Genomic DNA, 21606 nt, shown 5'->3' with positions numbered 1-21606 from the left:
TATAAGGTTCATATATGAACTTTTTGGCCGTGTCCATGGGCTGCGGGAGGAAAAAATGAAAATTGCCATGTGTCTTGAACCCGTCATGAGTCCCAAATGGCATTACGGGCGTGAGATGTGCGTCGACGAGGCCGTCGGTATGCGCGACGCCACGCCCGAAGTGCCGATCTGGGACTATCTGACGCTGGCCCGCGTGAAGAAGTCCTACGAGGATTTCGGCTACAAGCTGCGGGTCCTCGAAGGCTGGGTGCCGATGGACGCCATAAAGCGGGGCCTGCCCGAGGCCGAGCAGGAAATGGAGCAGGTGCTCAAGACGATCGAGAACATGGGCGCGCTCGGCATCGAGGTGCTGTGCTATGGCTGGATGGCCGTCAATGGCTGGATGCGCACCTCGAACACAACGCGCCTTCCCGGCGGTGCGCTGACGACGAGCTTCGACTTTTCCCTTATCGAGAACGATCCGCGTCAGAAGGGGCCGGTGACGATCTCGGAGGATTTTCTCTGGGGCACTCTGGAAAAGTTTCTCGAGCGCGCCATCCCGGTTGCCGAGAAGGCTGGCGTCAAACTTGCCATGCATCCGGATGATCCGCCGCTGTCGCCGCTGCTCGGCGTCGGCCGCATCATGAACAGCGTCGAGAATTTCGAGCGGTTGCTGAAGCTCAATGACAGTCCGGCCAACGGCATCACTTTCTGCCAGGCGAATTTCGCCGCCATGAACGCCGACGTTCCGGCCGCCATCCGCAGGCTCGGCAGCGACGGCCGCATCCATTTTGTGCATTTCCGCGACATCGAGGGCGATGCCTACAAGATGCACGAGACCTTCCACGGCATGGGCAGGACCGACATGTACGAGACCATCAGGGCCTATATGGACATCGGCTTTGACGGCGTGATGCGGCCCGACCATGCGCCGGTGATGTATGGCGAGCCCAATGCCAATCCCGGCTATGAGGGGCTCGGACGCATCTACGCCGTCGGCTATATGCGTGGTCTCATCGAAGCGGCGTCCAAAGAACGCGCGCGGTGAGATAAATGACCAGCAGGACACCACTTCCCGAGGGCTTCACGCCGCCGCCAACGCCTCATCGTCCGCGCCGTCGACACAGGCCCGACTGGCTGATGGCCTATGTTTTTCTGGCGCCGGCCGCGGCTGTCTTTGCGGCCTTTATCGCCTATCCGCTGGTGGATGGAATTTCCACCGCGTTCTCCGACCGGATGATCGCTCAGGACGGCCATTTCATCGGGTTCTCCAACTTTGTCGAGTTGTTTGCCGACCCGACCTTCGGACGGGCTTCGTTCAACTCGCTCTGCCTGACGCTGGGCACCGTCGCCGTCAAGCTGGTTTTGGGACTGACTTTCGCGGTCCTGCTGTCGCAGAAGATGCCTGCGCGCGGGCTGATCCGGGCGCTTGCCTTCCTGCCATGGGCCGTGCCAGGCATGATCGCCAGCCTGTCGTGGAAATGGATCTTCGACGAGCAGAGCGGCGTGCTGCAATATCTGGTGCTGCAATTCGGGCTGTCCGACCGTCCGGTCTACTGGCTTTCCGATCCTTCGATCGCGCTGTTTTCCGTGGCTGCCGCGATGGTCTGGCAGGGCCTGCCGTTCTTCACGATGATGTTTGTCGCCGCGCTGGCCTCTATTCCGGCCGACCTTAACGAGGCGGCGGCCATCGACGGTGCGGGCACGGTGCGGCGCTTCTTCTCGGTCACGCTGCCGCAGATGCGCGGCGTCATCGCGGTAACCGTGATGCTGTCGACGATCTGGACCTTCAACTCGTTCGAGATGGTCTACGTGCTGACCGGCGGCGGGCCGGCCAACAAGACGCATATCCTGCCGACGCTCGCCTATGAATACGCGATCACCCAGAGCCGCCTCGGCTTTGGTTCGGCGGTCATCGTCTCGGTCATTCCCGTCTTCGTCATTCTCATCTTCCTGCTGACCCGGCGGATGCTGAACAAGGAGGCCGATTGAGGAGACTATGATGGTCGAACGCAGAAGAACCAAAATCATCCGCAATATCGTCACCGCGATCGGTGTTGCCTTCGCCCTGTTCTGGTCGCTGGCGCCGGTCTATTGGGTGGTCGTAACCTCGTTCAAGAAATCGCGGGAAATCTACGCCATTCCGCCGACGCTGTGGCCGCAGCAGTTCACGCTCGCCAATTACCAGGATGCGCTGTTTGACTCGCCGTTCCTGCGCTACGTGCTGAACAGTTTTCAGGTTGCCATCGGCGTCACCGTGATCTCCGCCGTCGTCGGCGCGCTCACGGCCTATCCGATCGCCCGCATGCGTTTCACGGGACGGGCGATGTCGGCGCGACTGATCGTGGCCGCCTATCTGCTGCCGCCTTCGCTGCTGTTCATCCCGCTGTTCCTGGTGCTGCAATATCTCGGCATTGTCGACACCAAGATCGGCCTGATCGTCGCCTACCTGACCTTCACCGTGCCGTTCTGCACCTGGATGATGATCAGTTATTTCGAAACGATCCCGGCGGAACTGGATGAAGCGGCGCTGATGGATGGCGCCAGCCGGATGCAGATCCTGCGCAGCGTCATCGTGCCGATCGCGACACCGGGACTGGCAGTCGTCGCATTGTTCGCGTTCACCCATGCCTGGAATGAATTCCTGTATGCGCTTGTCTACGCGTATTCGGACAGTTCCAAGACTTTTACGGCGGGTCTCGCCGGTCTTGTCATGGGCGACACGTTCATCTGGGGACAATTGATGGCGAGCTCTGTGATCGCGATCGTCCCCATCCTGATCATCTACATCGTGGCGCAACGCTACATTGTCGAAGGCCTCGCCGCCGGCAGTGTGAAGGGATGATGTCGATGAGTTTTCAAAACTATGGAGGAAGTAAAATGAAATTCGTGAAAACAACACTGCTGGCGTCTGCCGCCGTTCTGGTGGCAGCGAATGTGCAGGCGGAGGAGCTGAACATCTGGGGGCTTCAGGCCTTCAACAAGGAGGCCGACGCCCTGATCGGCGATATGGCCAGGGAATTCGGCAAGGAAAAGGGCGTCGATGTCAATTATGTCGTCGTTCCGGCCAATGTGCTGACCCAGCGTCTGGCCTCCGCCTTCGAGGGTAACGCCTCACCGGACGCCTTCATGCAGCTCAGCCAGAACTCGTCCTATTATGCGGCCGCCGGCATGACGGCCCCGGTCGACGATGTTCTCGCCAGCACGCGCGAGGCCGAAGGCGGGATTTACGAGAGCATGGTTCCACAGTCGATGTATCAGGACAAGGCCTATTCGGTTCCGATCGAAATCGATCTCGTTCCGATGTTCGCCCGCAAGGACCTGATCGAGGAAACGGGAATGGGTATTCCCACAACCTGGCAGGATCTGCGCAAGGTGGCCCAGGCGATCGTCGAAAAGCATCCGCAGTATACCGGTCTCGGCCTGCCGCTCTCCAACGCCAACGACACCGAGTCCGACCTGCGCATGCTGATCTGGTCCTTCGGCGGCGCGCTCTTCGGTGAAGACAGCAAGACGGTCACCCTCAACTCGCCGGAAACGATTGCCGCCTACCAGTACATCAAGGACATGTTCGACGAGGGTACGATCCCGCGTTCGGCGCTGACCTGGGATGATGGCGGCAACAATACCGCCTATCAGACCGGACGCGCGGCCTTCATCATGAACCCGCCCAGTGTCTATTCCTGGATGGTGGAGAACGATCAGGAGCTTCTGGACAACACCGCGCTCATCAACATTCCGTCGGGCAATCCCGATATCGAGGCAGGTTCCACCCTTCTCGGGTCCTTCTCCTGGATGGTTTCCAGCCAGACCGACCAGTCGGAACTCGCCGAGGAATGGATCGAGTTCTTTTTCCAGCCGGATTACTACCAGAAGCTGATCGAAGTCACCGGCGGCCGCTGGTATCCGATTTTCCCGGAAATGGCTGCCAACATGCCGCTGTTCACCGAAAATCCGGCCTTCGCGAATTTCGATGAAATGGCCGCCAACGGCCTGACCATCGGCTACAGCGGTGCACCGACACCTCTGGCATCGGAGGTTTACACCTCGAAGGTTCTGTCGACCTCTGTCCAGAAGATGCTGGTCGATGACACGAGCGCGGAAGATGCTGTCAAATGGGCGTCCGACCAGATCGAGGCACTCGCAGACAAGTAACAAGGTGCGCCGAGAGGCAGGCGTCGCGAATGATGCCTGCCCCCAACGGTGCGAAACAGGGGTTTTGGGAGGATACTCCCGCAACCGCACCAAGAACAACAAAAGGCCCGCAGTCGAGCGCAGGCGCGGCGCGATTTCCAACAGGAAAGACTCCAATGCAAATTCCCACTATCCAGCGACCGCCAAAGGAACTCGTGAAGGCCCTTGCAGATATCGGGACGGCGACAATCAGCGGTGAAATGAGCAAGCTCGGCATTCGCGATCCGTTCATTCTTGGACCGGTGCCCTTTACCGGCGGTGCGGAAATCAAGACCGTCGCCGGCCCGGCCCTGACGCTGCAGTTCCTTCCCAAGCGCGAGGATGTCTACGACATCGATGAGTATGGCAATCCGGAAGCGCAGATGCATCGGCAGGTTCTCTATCAGGTTGAGGAAGGGGATGTCGTCGTCGTTGACGCGCGTGGCGACCTGCGCAGCGGCGTCTTCGGCGAGATGATGGTGACTTATATGGCCGGCCGCGGCGGCGCGGGCATCGTCGTGGACGGCTGCATCCGCGACAGCCGAAAAGCGCTGGCCACCGGCCTGCCGATGTGGGTGCGCGGCACGACACCGAACTACCACACCCAGACCAGCCTGTTTCCGCACGCCGTCAACATCCCGATCGCCTGCGGTGGCGTTCTGGTGGTGCCGGGCGACATTATCGTTGCCGACGCCGACGGTGTCGTTACCGTGCCGGTCAAACTTGCCGAACAGGTTCTCGGCGTCGCGAGCGAGCATGCTGAATGGGAGGACTTTTCCCGTCTGCGGCTCTCCGAGGGCGGCGATTTGCGCAAATACTATCCGCTTCATCCCTCCGCACGGGACGAATACGAGGCATGGCGGGCGCGCCAGACTGACAGCAAGCATTGAGGCACGGGCGCGCGTAGTGCCGCTATCGGCCGGCGACGGCCAAAGGAGGAACAAGCCATGGCGAGTGTATCGCTCTCGAAAATCAAGAAGTCGTTTGGTTCGGTCGAAGTCCTGCATGGCATTGATCTCGAAATCGTCAAGGGCGAGTTCGTTGTCTTCGTCGGGCCATCGGGTTGCGGCAAATCGACCATGCTCCGGATCATTGCCGGCCTCGAGGAAATCACCTCGGGCACGCTCGTGATCGATGGCGAGGTGTCGAACGGCGTCCCGCCGGGCGAGCGCGGCATTGCCATGGTGTTCCAGTCCTATGCGCTCTATCCGCACATGACGGTCTATCAGAACATGGCGTTCGGGCTGAAGGTCTCGGGCATGCCGAAGGCCGAGATCGACCAGCGCGTGCGCCGGGCTGCCGACATGCTGCAACTGACGAGCTATCTCGACCGCCATCCGCGCAATCTTTCCGGCGGTCAGCGCCAGCGTGTGGCGATCGGTCGCGCGGTGACGCGCGATCCCAAGGTTTTCCTGTTCGACGAGCCGCTGTCCAATCTCGATGCCGCGTTGCGCGTGGCCACCCGCATCGAAATCGCCAACCTCAAGGACAAGATGCCGGATGCAACGATGATCTATGTCACCCACGATCAGGTTGAGGCGATGACACTCGCCGACCGGATCGTGGTTTTCCATGATGGCCGGATAGAGCAGATCGGCACGCCGCTCGATCTCTATGACCGCCCGCAGAACCTGTTTGTGGCACAGTTCATCGGCTCGCCGGAAATGAATATCGTCAAGGGAAAGCTGGAAGTTGATGCGGGCGCTACGGACCTGCGCATCGAGAGCGGCGCGACGTTATCGCTCGGGCGTGCGCATCCCTTCAGCGCGGACGACAATGGCAAGTTCGCCTATGTCGGCATTCGTCCCGAGCATCTTCATCACGCCGATGGGACGACCGCCAAGCTGAGCGGTGAGGTTCTGGTTTCCGAAAAGCTCGGCGAGCTTACCAATGTGCACGTCGATATTGGCGTCGGGCATCCCGTAATCGCGAAATTCCCGCGCCTGGTCGATACCGCCCGGGGCGATCGCATCCATATGGGGTTCGATGACGCCGACCTGCATTTCTTTGACGAGAATGGTCAGCGCTGGCCTGACGCGGCGGTCGCCGCGCCGGCTGCCTGAGCCGGAGGATAGATGTAATGTCGACGGATGTCGTCGATGCCGATGACGCAGAGGTTGCCGGCCTCGTTGTGAAAACCAGGGTGGCGCTCGCCAGAGCGCTTGGCATCGAGGTCGCGCTTTGCGGAACGGACGCTGACGGGGCGGCTCTTCAGGCCTGATACGTCGGTCTCCTCCTGCCTCCCGGACCGGCAAAAACGCCGCGCGTCAACGCTGGCGCGCGGCCGCCATAGATAACGCCGCTCAGCGCCTTGGCACCGTCCGCATCCGCCTTGTCGATAACCCGCTTCACGAAGTCGATGGCACCGTTGGGGTTGTCGGTCGGCAGTTTGTCGAGGGGCAGACCGAGCGAGCAGACGCATTCCAACTCGTGCCTTTCCAGAACCGCGCCGGTGTGCGCTACATCGATCAGCTCCGGCTCCGCCATGGTGATCTCAAGAAAATCGATGCCGTGTTTAACGGCTTCCGGGATCGCGAATTCCGCCTCCTCCCGGTTCCACTCCATCGCCCACATGGCTGTGCGGACGCCGGATCCACTGACACTTATTTCTTTCTCCTCGAGGTGTTGGCCCGACGGTTTCCAATGATCCACATTGTTTGTGTCGCAGCTTCGGAAAATCGATCATGCACTGCTTCAGATTGCTGTTGCGAAAACACTACCCGCGAGAGCGGGGAGGGGGCATGGCGAATGAGAAGGCTGAGGGTGAGGAGGCGTCTCGCGGTTCATTGCGAGCTTCCTGTGCTTTTGCGGATGACCAACTGATGCGGAATGTAGCCGGAAGACGGAGCATCCTTTCCATCGATCAGGTCGACAAGGTACCGGATGGAGGCTTCCGCCATATCGCGCCGCGGCAGGCGAATGGTGGTCAGCGGCGGCGAAAACAGGCTGGAGAAACTGAGGTCGTCGAAGCCGGCGACAGCAATGTCCTCCGGGATGCGAACGCCATCGGCCTGAAGTTCGGACATCAATCCGTAGGCCGACAGGTCGTTTGCGCAGAAGACGGCGTCGGGATAATCGTTTCCGGCTATCAGCGCCCGGGCGGCGCGACGCCCGTCCTCGACGGCGAATCCCTCTCCGATGATCTCATCCGATATCGGCTCGCCGGCGTTCTCAAGTGCCCGCCGCCAGCCATCCATACGCAGTCGGGAAACCAGAAGCCCGGGTGAGCCGGCGAGGTGCGCTATTCTGCGATGGCCGCATCGCAGGAGATGGCTGACGGCATCGAAGGCGGCTGCCTCTTCATCGATCTGGACGCCCGCAATCCCCTCGTCCGTCCCCGTTGGACTTAGCGTGCGGACAACCGGCAGAGCCTCGCCGGCGGCCACATGCCGGGCAATGTTGGATGGGCAATAGTCGGAAGTGAGCAGTATTCCGTCGATCCCTCCCGTAAAAAGGTCCTCGGCCTGTCGATCAACCCTGCCGGTGTCTACGCCGATGTGGCCGATGCGAATGTCATAACCTCGCTCATGGGCGATTCTGTCGATCTGCATCAGCAGATCGGAATAGTTGAGATTAGCGATGTCAGGGATGAGCACCAGAAGAATACCGCTTTTTTGCATACGGAGCGAGCGCGCGTGACGGTTGACGGTATAACCAAGATCCCGCGCCACATCGGCAATGCGCTTCCTCGTTTCCTTCCCGATCCGTGGATTGCCTGCGAGCGAGCGGCTGACGGTTGAAGGCGAAACGCCAGCCAGCTTGGCGATGTCGGCAATTGTAGGCGAACGGCGACCCTGCGGCTTTTCCGGTAAATTCCGCGATATGTCGTCGTAATCAGCCAATGCTCTTCCTGCCATGAACGCGGTGCATTTTTCCGTTTTCGCCGTCGTTTTGCCCTGTAAAACGGGTACTTTATCCTTCCTAGTGCCCTATGGGATGTGTGCTTGGCAATAAAAAAACTTGGCCTATTCTCAAATTAGGAGCTTGTGCACAATCGATTGCACGGCTATAGCTGTGCAATCGATTGTGCAACTCTTCAAAATTGATGATTGGCAATCCGGCGACGGGGAGGTCGCCGACCAGGAGGAGGAAATCCATTCGATTTCCAGATAGACGCGGTTTTGCGCGTCAGGTTCGTTATATCACCGTTTCTGTCGGGGCGGTGCATGCGGAAGTGTGTCCGCATGACAATCAGGAGATGTGTTTTATGGCCAGTTTTGATGTCATGGACTCCGGTCAGGAAACCGAATTCGAGACTATTCTTTCACTCCAGCTGTGGAGTCTGCGACAGCTCGGTGAACTGGAAGCGCAGCTTTCCGCCGCCGCCGAGGCTGGATATCGGCTGGTGGAGCCGATCGGAGCTCATCTTCATCATATCGAGCGCCTAAAGACAGGTCTTGCCAAAAACAATCTGTCAGCCCCGAGTGGACATATCGGGATGGCCGATCTGCGCACCCGACTGAGCGAAACGGTGGACGCATGCGGACAGGTCGGCATGACGCGGCTTTACATGCCTGCCTTCTCGGAGGCTGAGCGCGTTGGAAACGCAGACCATTGGCGTTCGCTTGGCCGCGAACTCGGCGAACTGGCGTCTCGTTTGGCCGAAAACGGCATAACACTCGGCTACCACAATCATTTCTGGGAGTTCGATATCCTGGACAACGGAGAAACAGCGCTGGCGAACCTCTTTGCCGGTGCTGAGGGGACGCCGCTTGCCTGGCAGGCTGACATCGCCTGGATCGCCCGCGGTGGAGTCAACCCTGTCGTATTCATGGAACGCTTCGCTTCCATCCTGAACGCCGCCCATGTCAAGGATCAGGCGCCTGAAGGCGAAAAAGCCGACGAGGATGGATGGTGCGATGTCGGAACGGGGATTCTTGACTGGCCGAAGCTCTGGGGAGAGGCGCGTCGTCTCGGAGCTGATTACCTGGTGGTCGAGCACGATAATCCCGCCGATCCCTTCGCATTCGCCGCAAACAGCCATGCCTATCTGGCGGGCATGCAGCGCTCCGGCAACAAGTAAAAATCAGCAGATAATGGAATGCTAACGTGACAAAGCAGAAAGTTGGAATTATCGGCCTCGGAATGGTCGCCCAGGTGATCCACCTCCCGGTCCTGAAAGAACTGGGCGACCATTTCGAAATCACTGCGCTATGCGATATATCCCCGTACCTTGTCGAAGCAATCGGTACGGGCTTTCCCGAAGCACAACGGTATACCGATCATCACGCCATGCTCCGCGAGCAGCAACTCGATGTCGTGGCTGTGGTCAACAGTGACGAATATCACGCCGACTGTGCCGTCGATGCGCTTGCGGCCGGTTGCCATGTGCTGATTGAAAAGCCTGTCTGCCTGACGCTTCCCGACCTTGATCGCATCAGGTCGGCCCGCGACGCTTCCGGGCGCATTGCCATGGTGGGTTATATGCGCCGTTTCGCCGGCGCCTATCGTTCAATGCTGTCGGACATGCCGGCGCGCGACGACATACGCCACATCGCCGTGCGCGACATCATCGGTCCCAACCACTACTTTCTCGACCAGACCGAAAGGGTGATTTCGGCAACCGATCTGACGCCGGCTCAGATGGACGAACGCAAGGCAAGGGCTGCCGCACAGGTGGCTGAAGCGCTGGGTTCCGTCGGCAGCGCCCATGTCTCGGCCTACCGGATGCTGTGCGGGCTCGGCTCGCATGACCTGTCGGCGCTGCGCGGGCTTGTGGGCAGTCCCAAAAGAGTGGCGGGCGCCACGCAGAAAAGCGGCGGTGTTTTCGTCAGCGCGCTTCTCGATTACGGCAGTTTCGCCGCGACATTCGAGATGGGAGTGGACAAGGTCGGTGATTTCGACGCTTACATCGAAATCTTCGCTGGCGATAAGCGGCACAGGCTCGATTATGACACGCCCTTCATCCGCCATCTCCCGACGACCCTGACCACCAAGAGCACAGCCGGCGAGACCCTCGATACGGTGATCGGCAGACCCACCTATCGCGATCCCTATACCAGTCAGTGGCTGGCATTCCATCAGGCGATCGAAAGCGGTTCGGCCCTGGAGACGTCGCTTGAGGATGCGGCCGAAGATCTGCGGCTGTTTGCCGAGATTATCGCTGCGTTCCCGGATTGATACCGGCGGTGCAGCATTGTTGAGAGCGTTCGTTCAATGAGGAGGAGAACATGAACGATTTTATGCGAATGAAACGCCGTACATTCCTGGCCGGCAGTGCTGCGACGATAGGCGCCGCCGGACTGCCGTCCCTGGCCTTCGGTGCTGAGGAAATCAAGTTCTGGGACATGGTCTGGGGAGCCTCCGGCTATACCAATGCCGCGCGTGAAGTCGCGCTTGCCTATGAGCCTGCAGCCGGCCTTGGCGAGGTCAGCTATCAATCGATTCCCTGGGCGAACTGGTACCAGACCTTCACATCGGCGGCGGCGTCGCGAACAACCCCGGCCGTAAGTTCCGGCGCGGCCTTTCTGCCGTTCTACTTCATGGAGCAGGGAGTCATGATCCCGGCCGACAATCTGGTCTCGAAGCTCGATGCCGCGGGCAAGAACGACTTTCTGCCCGGACTGCTCGAGGCGATGACGACGCATGATGGCATTGCCGCCATGCCATGGTCAATGGATCTGAGGGTGCTTTGGTATCGCCGGTCGCTGCTCGAAAAGGCCGGAGCCGATGTGCCGACGGATTGGGACAGCTACATCGTTGCCGGCGAGAAGCTGGCGAAGATCGGCGCGGTGGGTCTGGGCATAGCGGCCAGTTCGACGACCACCGACGCAAAGCACACGATTTCCGCTTTGATGATCAACAATGGCGGCGGGTTTTTCGCCAAGGACGGTTCGCTTGACTGCGTCAACGACCGCAATATCGAAACCCTGGAATTTCTGAAGGAATGCGTTGCCAAGAAAATTATCGACCCATACGCGATCAGCTATAGCAGCGATAACGTTGAAACCGACTGGATCAACGGACATATCGCCATGGGCTTCGGGCAGACCGGCATGGACCGGATCGTTCCGGAAAACGAGCGTGATGATCTCCAGGTCGCAAATCCGATCCTCGGCCCGCATGGCGACAAGGGAACGGTCTACTACCTCAATCCCCTGATGATGTTCGATACGACACCCTCGCAGGATTCCTCCGAGGCGTTCCTTGAGTACTACCTCGACAATATCAAGGTCTATTGGGAATCCGGCGTGATCACCGATCTTCCGGTCAAGAGAAGTATCGCCGATCTCCCGGTCATTCAGAACAATCCGAAGCTTGTCCTTGCAATCAACGAGTGGCAGCCGCACGGCAAGACCATCGCCGCCCAGTCCAGCGAAGCTTTCGGCGCGCTCAATGCTGTTGATGGCGGAAACGCGACGGCAACGTTTGCCCAGCGTATCGTCGAGGGGAAATCGGATTCCCGCAAGCTGCTCGAGGATCTGCAGGGGCAGCTTGAGAAGATCATGAACTGACAGGACAGGATACGGCGACAGCGCAATGTCAATGTTCTTTCAAGACACGTCCACCGCACGCCGCCGCCGGCTGACGATGGCAGGGCTCGCCCTGCCATCGATCCTGATGATGGCGCTGGTCAACGGTTATCCGGTTGTTGTCGCGGCGGTGCAGTCCGTTCACGACGGTGGCCTTCTGAAGCTCGGCGATTTTGTTGGCGTCGAGAACTACATTCGTGTTTTCCGGGATCCGCTTTTCTGGAAATCGCTGCGTTTCACCGTTCTGTTCGCCGTATGCGGTGTATTCGGCAGTTGGGTCGTCGGTTTTTCACTGGCGCTGTTTCTCAGGACCCGTTTCCCGGGAAGCGCCATCTTTCGTGTTCTGCTGTTGCTGCCATGGATCGTGCCGATCGTGGTGACGGCGATGGGCTGGAACTGGCTGGTCGCCACCCGAAACAGCATCATGCCGCAACTGGCCGAAGCGCTGGGATTCGGGCCGGTAATGTTCCTGGCCGATCCGACCATGGCAGTGATCACCGTTTGCGTTTTCAAGATATGGATCAGCTATCCGTTCATGATGATGATGGCTGCAGGAGCGCTGGAAACGGTCGACCAGAGCGCTGTCGAGGCAGCACGCGTTGACGGCGCCGGTCCGTGGAGCCTGCTGATCCACATGATCCTGCCGATGACGGCGCGGTCCACCTATATCAGTTGGATCCTGATGACGATGTTCTCCGTCAATGACTTTCCGACAATCTTCCTGCTGACAGGCGGCGGACCGGTCAACGCCACGAGTTCGCTGGTTGTGATGGCCTATCGCACTGTCTTCCAGGATTTCCAGCCGGGTTACGGCATTGCCATTACCTTTGTCATCACCACGGTGCTGGCTGTTCTCTCGCTCTGCCTGTTCAACCTCATAAGAAAGTCGAGCGTGTCATGAGTGTTGTCCCTCCTGTTTCCAAAAAGGCGCGGCAGCGCGCGAGGATGGCCATGGTCCGGCTTCTGGCTGCGACCGTAATCACGGCCGTCCTCCTTACGCCGATCCTGGCGGTGTTCTGGCTGTCGCTGCGTCCACGGCTCTATTCGGATATCGTCGGCCCGACGCTCGACAATTTCCGCTATATTTTCGTCAATACCAACGTACTGACCTGGACCGTCAACAGCCTTTCTGTTGCCCTGTTCGCCACGGTTGCTTCGCTGCTTGTGGCCGCGCCTGCGGGCTATGTTCTTTCCCGGGCCAAGGGGCGGATCGTCTCGATCTACGCCATGAGTATCTTCGTCATCCAGTCCTTTCCGGTTGTGGTTTTTGTAATCCCGCTTTTCGTCATGTTTGCCGCCGTCCATCTCGTGGACACGCTTGCCGGCGTGGCGATCATTTACGTGGCAACCTCGGTTTCGGTCGCCTGCTGGATGATGTCGGCCTATTTCGACACGATACCGAAGGAACTTGAAGAGGCGGCCTGGATTGACGGCTGTTCGGTTTTAAGTGCGTTCGTGCGCATCGTGCTGCGAAATTCGCTGCCGGGAATCCTGTCCACGGCAATCTACAGTTTCCTTCTGGCCTGGAATGACTACCTGATCGCGCTGGTCTTTCTCAGGTCCGATTCCAACTTCACGCTGCCGATCGGACTTCAGACCTTCTTTCAGCAGAACCAGACCGACTGGGGGCCGGTGATGGCATGTGCTGTCATCATGCTGCTGCCGCCGGTTCTGGTTTTTGCCTTTCTCAATCGTTTCTTCAGCATCGGCGGCGTCGGTGGTGCGCTTGCAGGCAAATAGTCATGCAGTCCGGGGAGATTTAAATGGCTGAAATGAGCATCGACACAGTCGGTAAATTCTACGGTGCCTATGAGGCGCTGAAACAGGTCTCGATCGAGATTGAAGATGGGGAGTTCGTCATCCTCGTTGGGCCGTCCGGCTGCGGAAAGTCGACGCTCCTGCGCATGATCGCCGGTCTGGAAGACATATCCTCTGGCGAGATCCGCATCGCCGATCGGGTTGTAAACGATCTCGCGCCCAAGGATCGTGATATCGCGATGGTGTTTCAGAACTATGCGCTCTATCCGCACATGACGGTTGCGGAAAACATGTCCTTTGCGCTGAAGATGAAGCGTGTTCCCAAGGCTGAAATCGACACCAAAGTCCGACAGGCCGCTGATATTCTTGGCCTTGGCGCGCTTCTTGAACGCCGTCCGCGCGAGCTGTCCGGCGGACAGCGGCAACGTGTGGCCATGGGACGCGCGATCGTGCGCGATCCGCAGGTCTTTCTTTTCGATGAACCGCTTTCCAATCTTGACGCCAAGTTGCGCGTGCAGGTGCGCGCCGAGATCAAGGAGCTTCATCAGCGGCTGAAAACGACGATCATCTACGTCACGCATGATCAGATCGAAGCGATGACGATGGCCGACAAGATCGTGGTGATGAAAGACGGACGAATTGAACAGGTCGGGGCGCCGCTGGAGCTCTATGACCATCCGGCCAATATGTTCGTTGCCGGCTTTCTCGGATCGCCGTCGATGAACTTCATCCGCGGCACGGTTACGGACAGCGGATTCCGCATTTCTGGCGATCATGAACTTCCTCTTGCCGAAAAACGCGAAGCTGCTGTCTACGGGATCAGGCCCGAAAACATTGCCCTTGATCCCGATGGACTCCCCGCCGAGGTCGTGGTCCTTGAGCCGACCGGATCCGAAACACAGGTTATCTTTCGCCTGGGCGATGAACAAATCGTCGGCATCTTCCGCGAACGGATCGAAGCTCGACCGGGGGATATCTTGAATCTGATGCCAGATGCAACGAAGGTCCACTTGTTCGACCGCGACGGCTTGCGGTCGATCTAGGGCGCGCAATGGAGACAGCCATGTCAATCACCGGAAACGGGGGGAATGGCCAAACCACGTCCAATGAACCTGTTTCAGCAAGATGGAGAACGTAAGTCAGAGCGCATGATCCTTCCGTTGGCATGTTCAAGGAAGCCTTCTGCAACGGTTGACTCTCTATTTCGGCTTTCTGGCCTGGATTACTGCCGTTAGCTTTGGTGCAGTCATCTTCGTCCGGGATTTCCGCTGCCAGCCCAAGTGCAGGCAGCGCCGGATCGCCCTGCACATCCCGTTCGATATTGGCATTCTGCCGGCCACCGTCGATGAAGTACGCAGACGTGCTTGGTTGCCGGTTGCCCGCGTTCGGAGCATCGATATGCCGACTATCGCCGTGAGCATCGTTCAGCCCGGGGCTGCGCCTGTCCTATCATCCGAGGTAGGCCGCAAGCTCGTCCGGCGTTCCCTCCGGGAAAGCCTCCCTCAGATAATCGAGGAAGGCCGACACGCGAGCGCTCAGCAGCCGGCGCGACGGGTAGAGCGTCCACAATGAGATCTCCGATCCTTCGACGTCGCCCCAGTGGACCAGCGTGCCATCGGCGAGATCGTGGCTGACTAGGGATATCGGTAGACGCGCGGCGCCGACGCCCATCCGGATCGCATCGCGAACCATGACGAGCGACGACAGGCTGAGGATCGGAGTGACGGAGATGCTCGCCCGGCCGGTATCCTTCATCACGTTCCAGGATTGGGCCCCATTGCCCGGCCCGCGGACGACGGCCGGAACCGTCCTGTCATCCGTCGGTCGCGCCAGGTCGGGACTTGCCACGACCACCATCCGGTCGCGCAGGAAAACCCGCCCGACGAGGCTCTCATCCGGCTCCGGGTTGACGCGGATCACCAGATCATAGGCTTCCTCCACCATATCGACGGATCGGTCCTCTGTCGTCACCTCGAGCCGAACCTCCGGGTATTTCAGGGCAAAGCCTGCGGCCAGCTTTCCCATCGCGGTCTGCGAGAAGAGCAGCGGTGCGCTGACGCGCAGCCTGCCGCGTGGGTTTTGGCCACCCGAAGCGATTGCGGTGGCTGTCTCATCGAGTTCGGTGAGCAACTGACTGGTCCGTTCGAACAGCGCGCGTCCCTCCTCGGTCAGCTTCAGGTCTCGTGCGCCCCGCTCGAACAGCCGCAGGTCGAGGCTTGCCTCGAGTTCCGCAACGCGGCGGGAGAGGGTCGCCTTGGGCCGTCCCGCGGCACGGGAGGCTTTTCCGAAGCCGCCGTAACGGGCGACCAGATTGAAATCGGCGAGGGCAAGGAGGTCCATGAGTGTTCCATTCGTGAGACGCTATGTCTAGATATAACGTCTGTCGGCGCGAATGTGGATCGCTAAATTGGGGGCAAGCAGACAGCCCAACCAAAGGAGTGACCACCATGACCATTCTCGTAACCGGCGCGACCGGCAATGTCGGAAGTAACGTCGTCGAACAGCTCTTCAACCGCGGCGCCGATGTCCGCGCTCTCGTTCGCGATCCCGCAAAGGCCAGCCTTCCGGAAAGTGTGGATGTCGTCCAGGGCGACCTGCTCGACGTCGACTCGCTGCGCAGCGCCATGAGCGGCGTTTCCACCCTGTTTCTGCTGAACGGCGTCGTCGCCGACGAATTTACCCAGGCGCTGATCACGCTGAACGTTGCCCGCGAAGCCGGGATCGAGCGCATCGTCTATCTGTCGGTGATCCACAGCGTCATCTACGTCAACGTGCCGCATTTCGCGGGCAAATTCGGTGTCGAGCGGATGATCGAGCAGATGGGGATGAACGCCACCATCCTGCGCCCGGCCTATTACATGGACAACGAAATCACGATTCTGGACGCGATCACCGGCTATGGCATCTACCCGATGCCGATCGGCGACAAGGGCCTGGCGATGATCGACGCCCGCGATATCGGCGAGATCGCCGCGATCGAGCTGATCCGCCGCGAACAGTCGCCCACCCCGCTTCCGCTCACCCGGATCAACCTGGTTGGCCCCGATACGCTGACCGGCGCGAACGCCGCCGCCATCTGGAGCGAGGTTCTCGGCCGCGAGATTGCCTATCCGGGCGAAGACACCGTCGGGTTCGAGCAGAATGTGCGCCAGTTCATGCCGGGGTGGATGGCCTACGATATGCGCCTGATGGCCGAGCGCTTCGTGTCCGACGGCATGCTGCCGGAAAACGGCGATGTGGACCGGCTCACCACGCTGCTCGGCCGCTCGCTGCGCACCTACCGCGATTACGTCGCGCAGATCGCCGGCTGACGCCGCTACACCTCATCGACAAGGACCAAGACCATGATCTATTCGACCGCAACCGTTCCGGTGAACCCGGAAGGCGAAACCCCGCTCACCCGCGAGCAGGTCTGGAAGGGCCTCGAGCTCAAGGCGCGCGACGCCCGGCTGTTCCTGCCGCCCGGCCTGTGCACCAAATGCGACGTCACTGAGGAAAGCGCGACGCACTTCGTCCGCGACGCCACCATCGCCGGCGCCGACCTGCGTGAGATCATCGTGCTCGAGCCGCAGCGCAAGGTCACCTTCTTCCAGGCGACCGGCCCACGCGAGGGCGCCATCGTCAACGAGTTGTTCGAGGACGGAGCAGGCGCGCTTCAGCTCAAATTCTACTGCTACCTCGGACTGCGTGACAAGCAGGCGAACGGTCCGGAAGAGCAGGCCGAGCAGACGCAGTTCGACAGCGACAAGGGCTACAGGGCCGCTTTGCTGTCCACGCTGAAACGCACCCGCGAAATGCTCGCTGAAGGCAAGCTCTGATCCTCGCGCCCGCATCATCCACCCAATAGGAGAACTGACATGACCGATCTCTGGTCCCCCATAAAGCTCGGCAATCTGCAACTGCCGCATCGCCTTGCGATGGCGCCGATGACCCGCAGCCGGGCCAATCCCGACGGCACCCCCGGCGAGCTCGCCCCTGAATATTATGCGCAGCGGGCAACCATGGGTCTGCTGATCACCGAAGGAACCCAGCCGTCGGAGGACGGCCAGGGCTATCTGAATACGCCCGGTATCTACACCGATGACCATGTCGCCGGATGGCGCAAGGTAACCGACGCCGTCCATGCGGGCGAAGGCAGGCTGTTCGTCCAGCTCATGCATGTGGGCCGCAGATCCCATCCGGATAACACGGCGCATCATCGCCAGCCGGTCGCGCCCTCCGCGATCGCCCCGGGCGAAGACATGTTCACCGCCAATGGCATGCTGCCCGTTCCCGAGCCCCGGGCGCTGACAACCGCCGAGGTTCGCCAGACCGTTGCCGATTTTGCCTATGGCGCTGCCCGCGCGATCGAAGCCGGCGCCGACGGTGTCGAGGTCCACGGCGCGAATGCGTATCTAGTGCATCAGTTCCTGGCGCCGAACACCAATGAACGCGCCGATGAGTATGGCGGCTCGCTCGAGAACCGCGCGCGGTTTGCGATCGAGGTGGTGTAGGCCATTGTCGCCGAGATCGGGCCTGAGAAGACGGGCATCCGCCTGTCGCCGGGACTTCCCATGGGCGGCGTCGCCGAAGGTAACGAGAACGACGATCTGTACCGCTATCTGGCGGCGGAGTTCGACAAGCTCGGTATCGCCTATGTGCATGTTCTGCATATCGGCAACGAAACGCTCCTTGCCGATATCCGCAAGGCTTTTGGCGGCGTGCTCATCGTCAACCGGCCGGGCCGCACGCGCGACCAGGTCGGAACCGATGTCGCGGCAGGCAGCGTCGACATGGAGGCCCTGGGCTCCCTGGTGCTTGCCAATCCCGACCTTGTTGTCCGTTTGAAAACGGACGCTCCGCTCAATGAGGTGCGCAAGGACCTGCTCTACGCCGGCGACGGCGCCGAAGGCTACACCGACTATCCCGTTCTCGAGCGCGCCTGAGCTGGCCGCATCAACAGCGGCTGGCGCGGGTGTGTCTCGGCCAGCCGCCAAATTGACAAGGAATTATCCCATGAAGACGACAGGCAACACCATTCTCATCACCGGCGGCGGCACAGGGATCGGCGAGGCGCTCGCGCACCGCTTTCACGATCTCGGCAACACCGTGATTATCGCCGGACGGCGACTGGAAACACTGGAAAAGGCGATCGGCGACCGACCGAACATTCACGCGCTGACGCTCGACCAGAATGATCCCGCCAGCATTGCGGCTTTCGCCGAGAAGCTCATCGCGGACTTCCCCGGCCTCAACGTGCTGTTCAACAACGCGGGCATCATGCGCATGGAAGGGCCGCTCGACAAGGTCCGCGACCTCGCCGATGCGGAAGCCTCCGTCACTAGCAATCTGCTCGGCCCGATCCGGCTGACCAATGCGCTGATCGAGCATCTTGGCCGCCAGTCGGATGCAGTCATCATCAATGTCAGTTCAGGGCTCGCCTTTGTGCCGCTGGTGATTGCCCCGACCTATTCGGCGATCAAGGCCGCGATCCATAGCTACACGGAATCACTGCGCGCCGTGTTGAAGGGCAAGATCGAGGTCATCGAGCTGGTCCCACCCGCCGTGCAGACGACATTGACCCCCGGTCAGCAGGACAACGAGCGCTTCATGCCGCTCGGCGCCTTCGCCGATCAGGTCATCGCGCTCTTCCAGCAGACGCCAACGCCACGCGAGATCCTTGTGGAAGGCGTCGACTTCATGCGCAACGCCGAGGCCGAGAACCGCTTCGACGAGACGCTGGCGGCCATCAATCCGTTTCTCAAGTAACCGCGCATGGCCGGGTCGCGATGATGCGATCCGGCCATCCCTTATTGCCGCGTCCTCATCGCAGATCGGGACAGGTACTTTGCGACAACATCACCCGGAGACACGCCATGTCTAACAAACACAATGATCGCTCAGCCGCCCCGCTGAATGTCGCAGTGACACGAGAGGTATTCGTGCCGCGCCCGATGCAGGAGGTCTTCGACTTCGTTGCGGCCGAGGATGTGCTGCCGAAGATTCTGACCGGCTATGGCATGGTGCCTGGCGTCGCATCCACCTCCGGCGTCTCGGGCCCGTGGGATCGTACGGGTTCGCACCGGGTCGTGCACCTGGCGGATGGCAGTACCGTGAACGAAGGTCTCACTCATTATGATCGGCCGTCCTACTTCGCCTACCGGGTGAGTGATCCGAGCTTCGCGCTCAAGCATCTCATGACCCAGGCGCGCGGAGAGTTCTGGTTCGAACAGGCAGATGGCGGCACGAAGACAAAGTGGACCTATACGTTCCAGGCGAAAAATGGTCTTGCCAAGCTCCCGCTCCTGCTGTTCGTGAAGAGCCAATGGAAAGGCTACATGGAGGTATGCTTGGCGAATATCGTCGCGCATTTCGCAAGCGCCGCCGCCCCCTCCGGCTTTGCACGGTGAGTGGCAGTGCCGCTGCCCGACCAAGGGGCACGGTGCGCCATCGCCCGAGAGCCTGATGGTTCTGGACAATTCAGCTCGCAGAGCGGCCGGCAGGTCGACCGCTCCGCGAGTTCTACGCGTTGGTCCCGACTGTCCGGCGGTAAAGACGCCCGGTACGGTCAAATATCGCGAATCTTGCGGACACCGATATGTTAGCCGTTCCGCTGGTGAGACGGTTTGTCTAGATAAATGGTCTATTGTGTATTCTGATAGACGGTAAGTTTACCTTGTCTTTGAACAAGGAGAACGACCATGCCGATCATCCATCACAATATTACATCCGCTGACGCGCAGGCCATGGAGCAGATGCGCGCCATGTTCGCGGGAAACCCGAAGCTCGCCCTCGAGCCTGCCGCCCGACCGGTCTTCGATGACATCATGGGCCAGGCGCCCGCACCCGAGTATGTCCGCTTCGAGAAGGGCGAGGTTGGCGGCGTGCCGGGCTGGTGGGCCCGTCCCGAAAACGTGGCCGCGGCATCGGTCATCCTCTATCTGCATGGCGGCGGCTACGTCATCGGGTCGGCCGAGGCCTATCGCAATTTCGTGGGTCATGTCGCACAGCGCGCCGGGGCCGCGGCCTTCATAGCCGACTATGCGCTTGCTCCGGAACGACCTTTTCCCGCAGCGGTTCACGATGTCCGCGTGTTGCTCGACGACCTCGTCGCCCGTGATTTCGTGCGTATTGCGGTTGTCGGCGATTCCGCCGGCGGCGGATTGGCGCTCGCATCCATCAAGGCTGACGCGGCAAAAACCGGTAAAATCGTCGGCATCGTTGCAATGTCTCCGTGGATAGACATGACGCTTTCGGGCAATTCCCTCGTCAACCGCGCCGAGGCCGATCCTCTCCTGTCCAGGGAAACGCTGGCCGCAGCCGCATCAGCCTATCTCGGGCAGGCTGCGTCGCACGACGACCGGCTGCCAAGCCTCGATATGGACCTTTCGGCGATGCCGCCGGTGCGCATCCACACCGGCAATGACGAGGTTCTGCTCGACGACACCGTGCGGTTTTCGGTGCAGGCGGCGGCTGCTGGCATCGACCACGAAGTGCATGTCTGGGAGGGCATGACGCATGTCTTCCCCGCGAGCTTCGCGATGTTGGAGGCGGGTGCCGCAGCACTTGAGGACATCGGCGCCTTCCTTGCCGGAAAACTCATACCGTCCGCGTCGAAAAAGGTGTTGGTGCTCGGCGCGACCGGAGGCACCGGCAGGGCCATCGTCCAACGGCTGAACGACCTCGGCCATGTGCCGGTCGCACTGGTGCGGTCGCCGGAGAAGGCGAAGGACCTGAACGCTGTCATCGTCGAGGGCGATGCGAGCGACGCCGCGGCGCTCGACAAGGCGATGGCCGGCGTGGATGTGGTGATTTCGGCGCTCGGCACGCCGGTCAGCCCTTTCCGCCAGGTGACGTTGCTTTCGACGGCGACGAAAGCCGTCATCTCCGCCATGAAGCGCCGGGGTATCCGCCGTCTCGTGGCGATCACCGGCATCGGCGCGGGAAACAGCCGTGGCCATGGCGGCTTCCTTTTCAACCGGATCATCATGCCGCTGCTGCTGCGCAACGTTTACGCCGACAAGGATCGCCAGGAAGCCCTGATCGCCGGAAGCGGTCTCGATTGGGTCGTCGTTCGTCCATCGGTTCTGAATGACAAGCCGCGCCGCGGAGCCGTTCGCGCCCTGCTCGACCCTGCGCAGTTCAGCGGTGGAACGATCGCGCAAACCGACGCCGCCGACTTCGTGGTCGACCAGATCGAAAGCGACGCGTTCGTCGCCAAGACGCCGCTGATCACGTGGTAGAA

The 21606-nt window shown here is 60.4% G+C and carries 21 protein-coding genes and 1 pseudogene; 19 read left to right on the top strand and 3 right to left on the bottom strand.

From position 1 onward, the window contains the following. Nucleotides 1–55 precede the first annotated feature (55 nt). From HQ843_RS28820 to HQ843_RS28790, 7 genes are all read left to right on the top strand, one after another. Nucleotides 56–1027, top strand: a complete 972-nt coding sequence (locus HQ843_RS28820; protein ID WP_180902514.1) for a mannonate dehydratase — start codon at nt 56–58, stop codon at nt 1025–1027. 5 nt (nt 1028–1032) lie between these two features. After that, entirely contained in the window at nt 1033–1971 is a 939-nt protein-coding gene (locus tag HQ843_RS28815) for a carbohydrate ABC transporter permease (protein WP_180902515.1), read from the top strand. Nucleotides 1972–1981: 10 nt separating this feature from the next. After that, a complete protein-coding gene (locus HQ843_RS28810; protein WP_180902516.1) occupies nt 1982–2824 on the top strand; it encodes a carbohydrate ABC transporter permease in 843 nt (280 codons plus the stop codon). 35 nt (nt 2825–2859) lie between these two features. Next, the gene (locus HQ843_RS28805) at nt 2860–4134 is read left to right on the top strand and encodes an ABC transporter substrate-binding protein (protein ID WP_180902517.1); all 1275 of its coding nucleotides are present in this window, start codon (nt 2860–2862) and stop codon (nt 4132–4134) included. Between the two features lie 155 nt (nt 4135–4289). After that, nucleotides 4290–5042 (top strand): ribonuclease activity regulator RraA, encoded by a 753-nt coding sequence (locus tag HQ843_RS28800; RefSeq protein WP_180902518.1) that lies wholly within the window; start codon nt 4290–4292, stop codon nt 5040–5042. A gap of 57 nt (nt 5043–5099) precedes the next feature. Continuing rightward, on the top strand, nt 5100–6215 hold the full coding sequence (locus HQ843_RS28795) for an ABC transporter ATP-binding protein (RefSeq protein WP_180902519.1): 1116 nt from the start codon (nt 5100–5102) through the stop codon (nt 6213–6215). Between the two features lie 17 nt (nt 6216–6232). Beyond that, complete coding sequence (locus HQ843_RS28790) at nt 6233–6373, top strand: hypothetical protein (RefSeq protein WP_180902520.1); 141 nt, start codon at nt 6233–6235, stop codon at nt 6371–6373. On the opposite strand, the gene HQ843_RS28785 is transcribed toward HQ843_RS28790, so the two are convergent. Together HQ843_RS28785 and HQ843_RS28780 are read right to left on the bottom strand one after the other, a co-directional pair. After that, nucleotides 6364–6726, bottom strand: a complete 363-nt coding sequence (locus HQ843_RS28785) for a hypothetical protein (RefSeq protein ID WP_180902521.1) — start codon at nt 6724–6726, stop codon at nt 6364–6366. The two genes, HQ843_RS28790 and HQ843_RS28785, sit on opposite strands and share 10 nt — an antisense overlap. A gap of 209 nt (nt 6727–6935) precedes the next feature. After that, on the bottom strand, nt 6936–7994 hold the full coding sequence (locus HQ843_RS28780) for a LacI family DNA-binding transcriptional regulator (RefSeq protein ID WP_180902522.1): 1059 nt from the start codon (nt 7992–7994) through the stop codon (nt 6936–6938). Between the two features lie 365 nt (nt 7995–8359). Between HQ843_RS28780 and HQ843_RS28775 the strand changes: the two genes are divergently transcribed. Genes HQ843_RS28775 through HQ843_RS28750 form a run of 6 tightly spaced genes read left to right on the top strand, consistent with a single transcriptional unit; the run spans nt 8360 to nt 14425 of the window. Further along, entirely contained in the window at nt 8360–9175 is an 816-nt protein-coding gene (locus HQ843_RS28775; protein ID WP_180903570.1) for a sugar phosphate isomerase/epimerase family protein, read from the top strand. 26 nt (nt 9176–9201) lie between these two features. Then, nucleotides 9202–10272, top strand: coding sequence for a Gfo/Idh/MocA family protein (locus tag HQ843_RS28770; protein ID WP_180902523.1), 1071 nt, complete (start codon nt 9202–9204; stop codon nt 10270–10272). A gap of 50 nt (nt 10273–10322) precedes the next feature. Further along, the gene (locus HQ843_RS28765; RefSeq protein WP_180903568.1) at nt 10323–11606 is read left to right on the top strand and encodes an ABC transporter substrate-binding protein; all 1284 of its coding nucleotides are present in this window, start codon (nt 10323–10325) and stop codon (nt 11604–11606) included. Nucleotides 11607–11631: 25 nt separating this feature from the next. Beyond that, nucleotides 11632–12525, top strand: coding sequence for a carbohydrate ABC transporter permease (locus HQ843_RS28760; protein ID WP_246710492.1), 894 nt, complete (start codon nt 11632–11634; stop codon nt 12523–12525). A gap of 50 nt (nt 12526–12575) precedes the next feature. Next, a complete protein-coding gene (locus HQ843_RS28755) occupies nt 12576–13364 on the top strand; it encodes a carbohydrate ABC transporter permease (RefSeq protein WP_246710491.1) in 789 nt (262 codons plus the stop codon). Between the two features lie 23 nt (nt 13365–13387). Continuing rightward, nucleotides 13388–14425 (top strand): ABC transporter ATP-binding protein, encoded by a 1038-nt coding sequence (locus tag HQ843_RS28750; RefSeq protein ID WP_180902527.1) that lies wholly within the window; start codon nt 13388–13390, stop codon nt 14423–14425. A gap of 406 nt (nt 14426–14831) precedes the next feature. Here the strand turns inward: HQ843_RS28750 and HQ843_RS28745 are convergent, their stop codons facing one another. Continuing rightward, a complete protein-coding gene (locus HQ843_RS28745) occupies nt 14832–15722 on the bottom strand; it encodes a LysR family transcriptional regulator (protein ID WP_180902528.1) in 891 nt (296 codons plus the stop codon). Nucleotides 15723–15829: 107 nt separating this feature from the next. Between HQ843_RS28745 and HQ843_RS28740 the strand changes: the two genes are divergently transcribed. The 6 genes and pseudogenes from HQ843_RS28740 (at nt 15830) to HQ843_RS30160 (ending at nt 21604) form a co-directional block, all read left to right on the top strand. Beyond that, the gene (locus HQ843_RS28740) at nt 15830–16693 is read left to right on the top strand and encodes an SDR family oxidoreductase (protein ID WP_180902529.1); all 864 of its coding nucleotides are present in this window, start codon (nt 15830–15832) and stop codon (nt 16691–16693) included. A 33-nt stretch (nt 16694–16726) separates the two neighbouring features. Next, entirely contained in the window at nt 16727–17200 is a 474-nt protein-coding gene (locus HQ843_RS28735; RefSeq protein WP_180902530.1) for an SRPBCC family protein, read from the top strand. Between the two features lie 39 nt (nt 17201–17239). Next, nucleotides 17240–18307 (top strand): annotated as a pseudogene (locus HQ843_RS28730) (alkene reductase). Between the two features lie 70 nt (nt 18308–18377). Further along, nucleotides 18378–19130, top strand: coding sequence for an SDR family oxidoreductase (locus tag HQ843_RS28725; protein ID WP_180902531.1), 753 nt, complete (start codon nt 18378–18380; stop codon nt 19128–19130). Nucleotides 19131–19237: 107 nt separating this feature from the next. Further along, the gene (locus HQ843_RS28720; protein ID WP_180902532.1) at nt 19238–19771 is read left to right on the top strand and encodes an SRPBCC family protein; all 534 of its coding nucleotides are present in this window, start codon (nt 19238–19240) and stop codon (nt 19769–19771) included. Between the two features lie 291 nt (nt 19772–20062). Beyond that, nucleotides 20063–21604 (top strand): NAD(P)H-binding protein, encoded by a 1542-nt coding sequence (locus HQ843_RS30160; protein WP_180902533.1) that lies wholly within the window; start codon nt 20063–20065, stop codon nt 21602–21604. The last annotated feature ends 2 nt before the right edge of the window (nt 21605–21606 follow it).

The sequence above is a fragment of the Martelella sp. NC20 genome (genome assembly GCF_013459645.1).
Classification (GTDB): domain Bacteria; phylum Pseudomonadota; class Alphaproteobacteria; order Rhizobiales; family Rhizobiaceae; genus Martelella.
Note: the sequence above shows the minus strand (reverse complement) of the source record. Positions and strands in the feature narration are given on the sequence as shown.

Bases quoted from the DNA above. Each gene is read 5' to 3' on its own strand.
- HQ843_RS28820 (WP_180902514.1), top strand. From the start codon at position 56: ATGAAAATTGCCATGTGTCTTGAACCCGTCATGAGTCCCAAATGGCAT.
- HQ843_RS28815 (WP_180902515.1), top strand. From the start codon at position 1,033: ATGACCAGCAGGACACCACTTCCCGAGGGCTTCACGCCGCCGCCAACG.
- HQ843_RS28810 (WP_180902516.1), top strand. From the start codon at position 1,982: ATGGTCGAACGCAGAAGAACCAAAATCATCCGCAATATCGTCACCGCG.
- HQ843_RS28805 (WP_180902517.1), top strand. From the start codon at position 2,860: ATGAAATTCGTGAAAACAACACTGCTGGCGTCTGCCGCCGTTCTGGTG.
- HQ843_RS28800 (WP_180902518.1), top strand. From the start codon at position 4,290: ATGCAAATTCCCACTATCCAGCGACCGCCAAAGGAACTCGTGAAGGCC.
- HQ843_RS28795 (WP_180902519.1), top strand. From the start codon at position 5,100: ATGGCGAGTGTATCGCTCTCGAAAATCAAGAAGTCGTTTGGTTCGGTC.
- HQ843_RS28790 (WP_180902520.1), top strand. From the start codon at position 6,233: ATGTCGACGGATGTCGTCGATGCCGATGACGCAGAGGTTGCCGGCCTC.
- HQ843_RS28785 (WP_180902521.1), bottom strand. From the start codon at position 6,726: ATGTGGGCGATGGAGTGGAACCGGGAGGAGGCGGAATTCGCGATCCCG.
- HQ843_RS28775 (WP_180903570.1), top strand. From the start codon at position 8,360: ATGGCCAGTTTTGATGTCATGGACTCCGGTCAGGAAACCGAATTCGAG.
- HQ843_RS28765 (WP_180903568.1), top strand. From the start codon at position 10,323: ATGAACGATTTTATGCGAATGAAACGCCGTACATTCCTGGCCGGCAGT.
- HQ843_RS28760 (WP_246710492.1), top strand. From the start codon at position 11,632: ATGTCAATGTTCTTTCAAGACACGTCCACCGCACGCCGCCGCCGGCTG.
- HQ843_RS28755 (WP_246710491.1), top strand. From the start codon at position 12,576: ATGGTCCGGCTTCTGGCTGCGACCGTAATCACGGCCGTCCTCCTTACG.
- HQ843_RS28750 (WP_180902527.1), top strand. From the start codon at position 13,388: ATGGCTGAAATGAGCATCGACACAGTCGGTAAATTCTACGGTGCCTAT.
- HQ843_RS28745 (WP_180902528.1), bottom strand. From the start codon at position 15,722: ATGGACCTCCTTGCCCTCGCCGATTTCAATCTGGTCGCCCGTTACGGC.
- HQ843_RS28740 (WP_180902529.1), top strand. From the start codon at position 15,830: ATGACCATTCTCGTAACCGGCGCGACCGGCAATGTCGGAAGTAACGTC.
- HQ843_RS28735 (WP_180902530.1), top strand. From the start codon at position 16,727: ATGATCTATTCGACCGCAACCGTTCCGGTGAACCCGGAAGGCGAAACC.
- HQ843_RS28725 (WP_180902531.1), top strand. From the start codon at position 18,378: ATGAAGACGACAGGCAACACCATTCTCATCACCGGCGGCGGCACAGGG.
- HQ843_RS28720 (WP_180902532.1), top strand. From the start codon at position 19,238: ATGTCTAACAAACACAATGATCGCTCAGCCGCCCCGCTGAATGTCGCA.
- HQ843_RS30160 (WP_180902533.1), top strand. From the start codon at position 20,063: ATGCCGATCATCCATCACAATATTACATCCGCTGACGCGCAGGCCATG.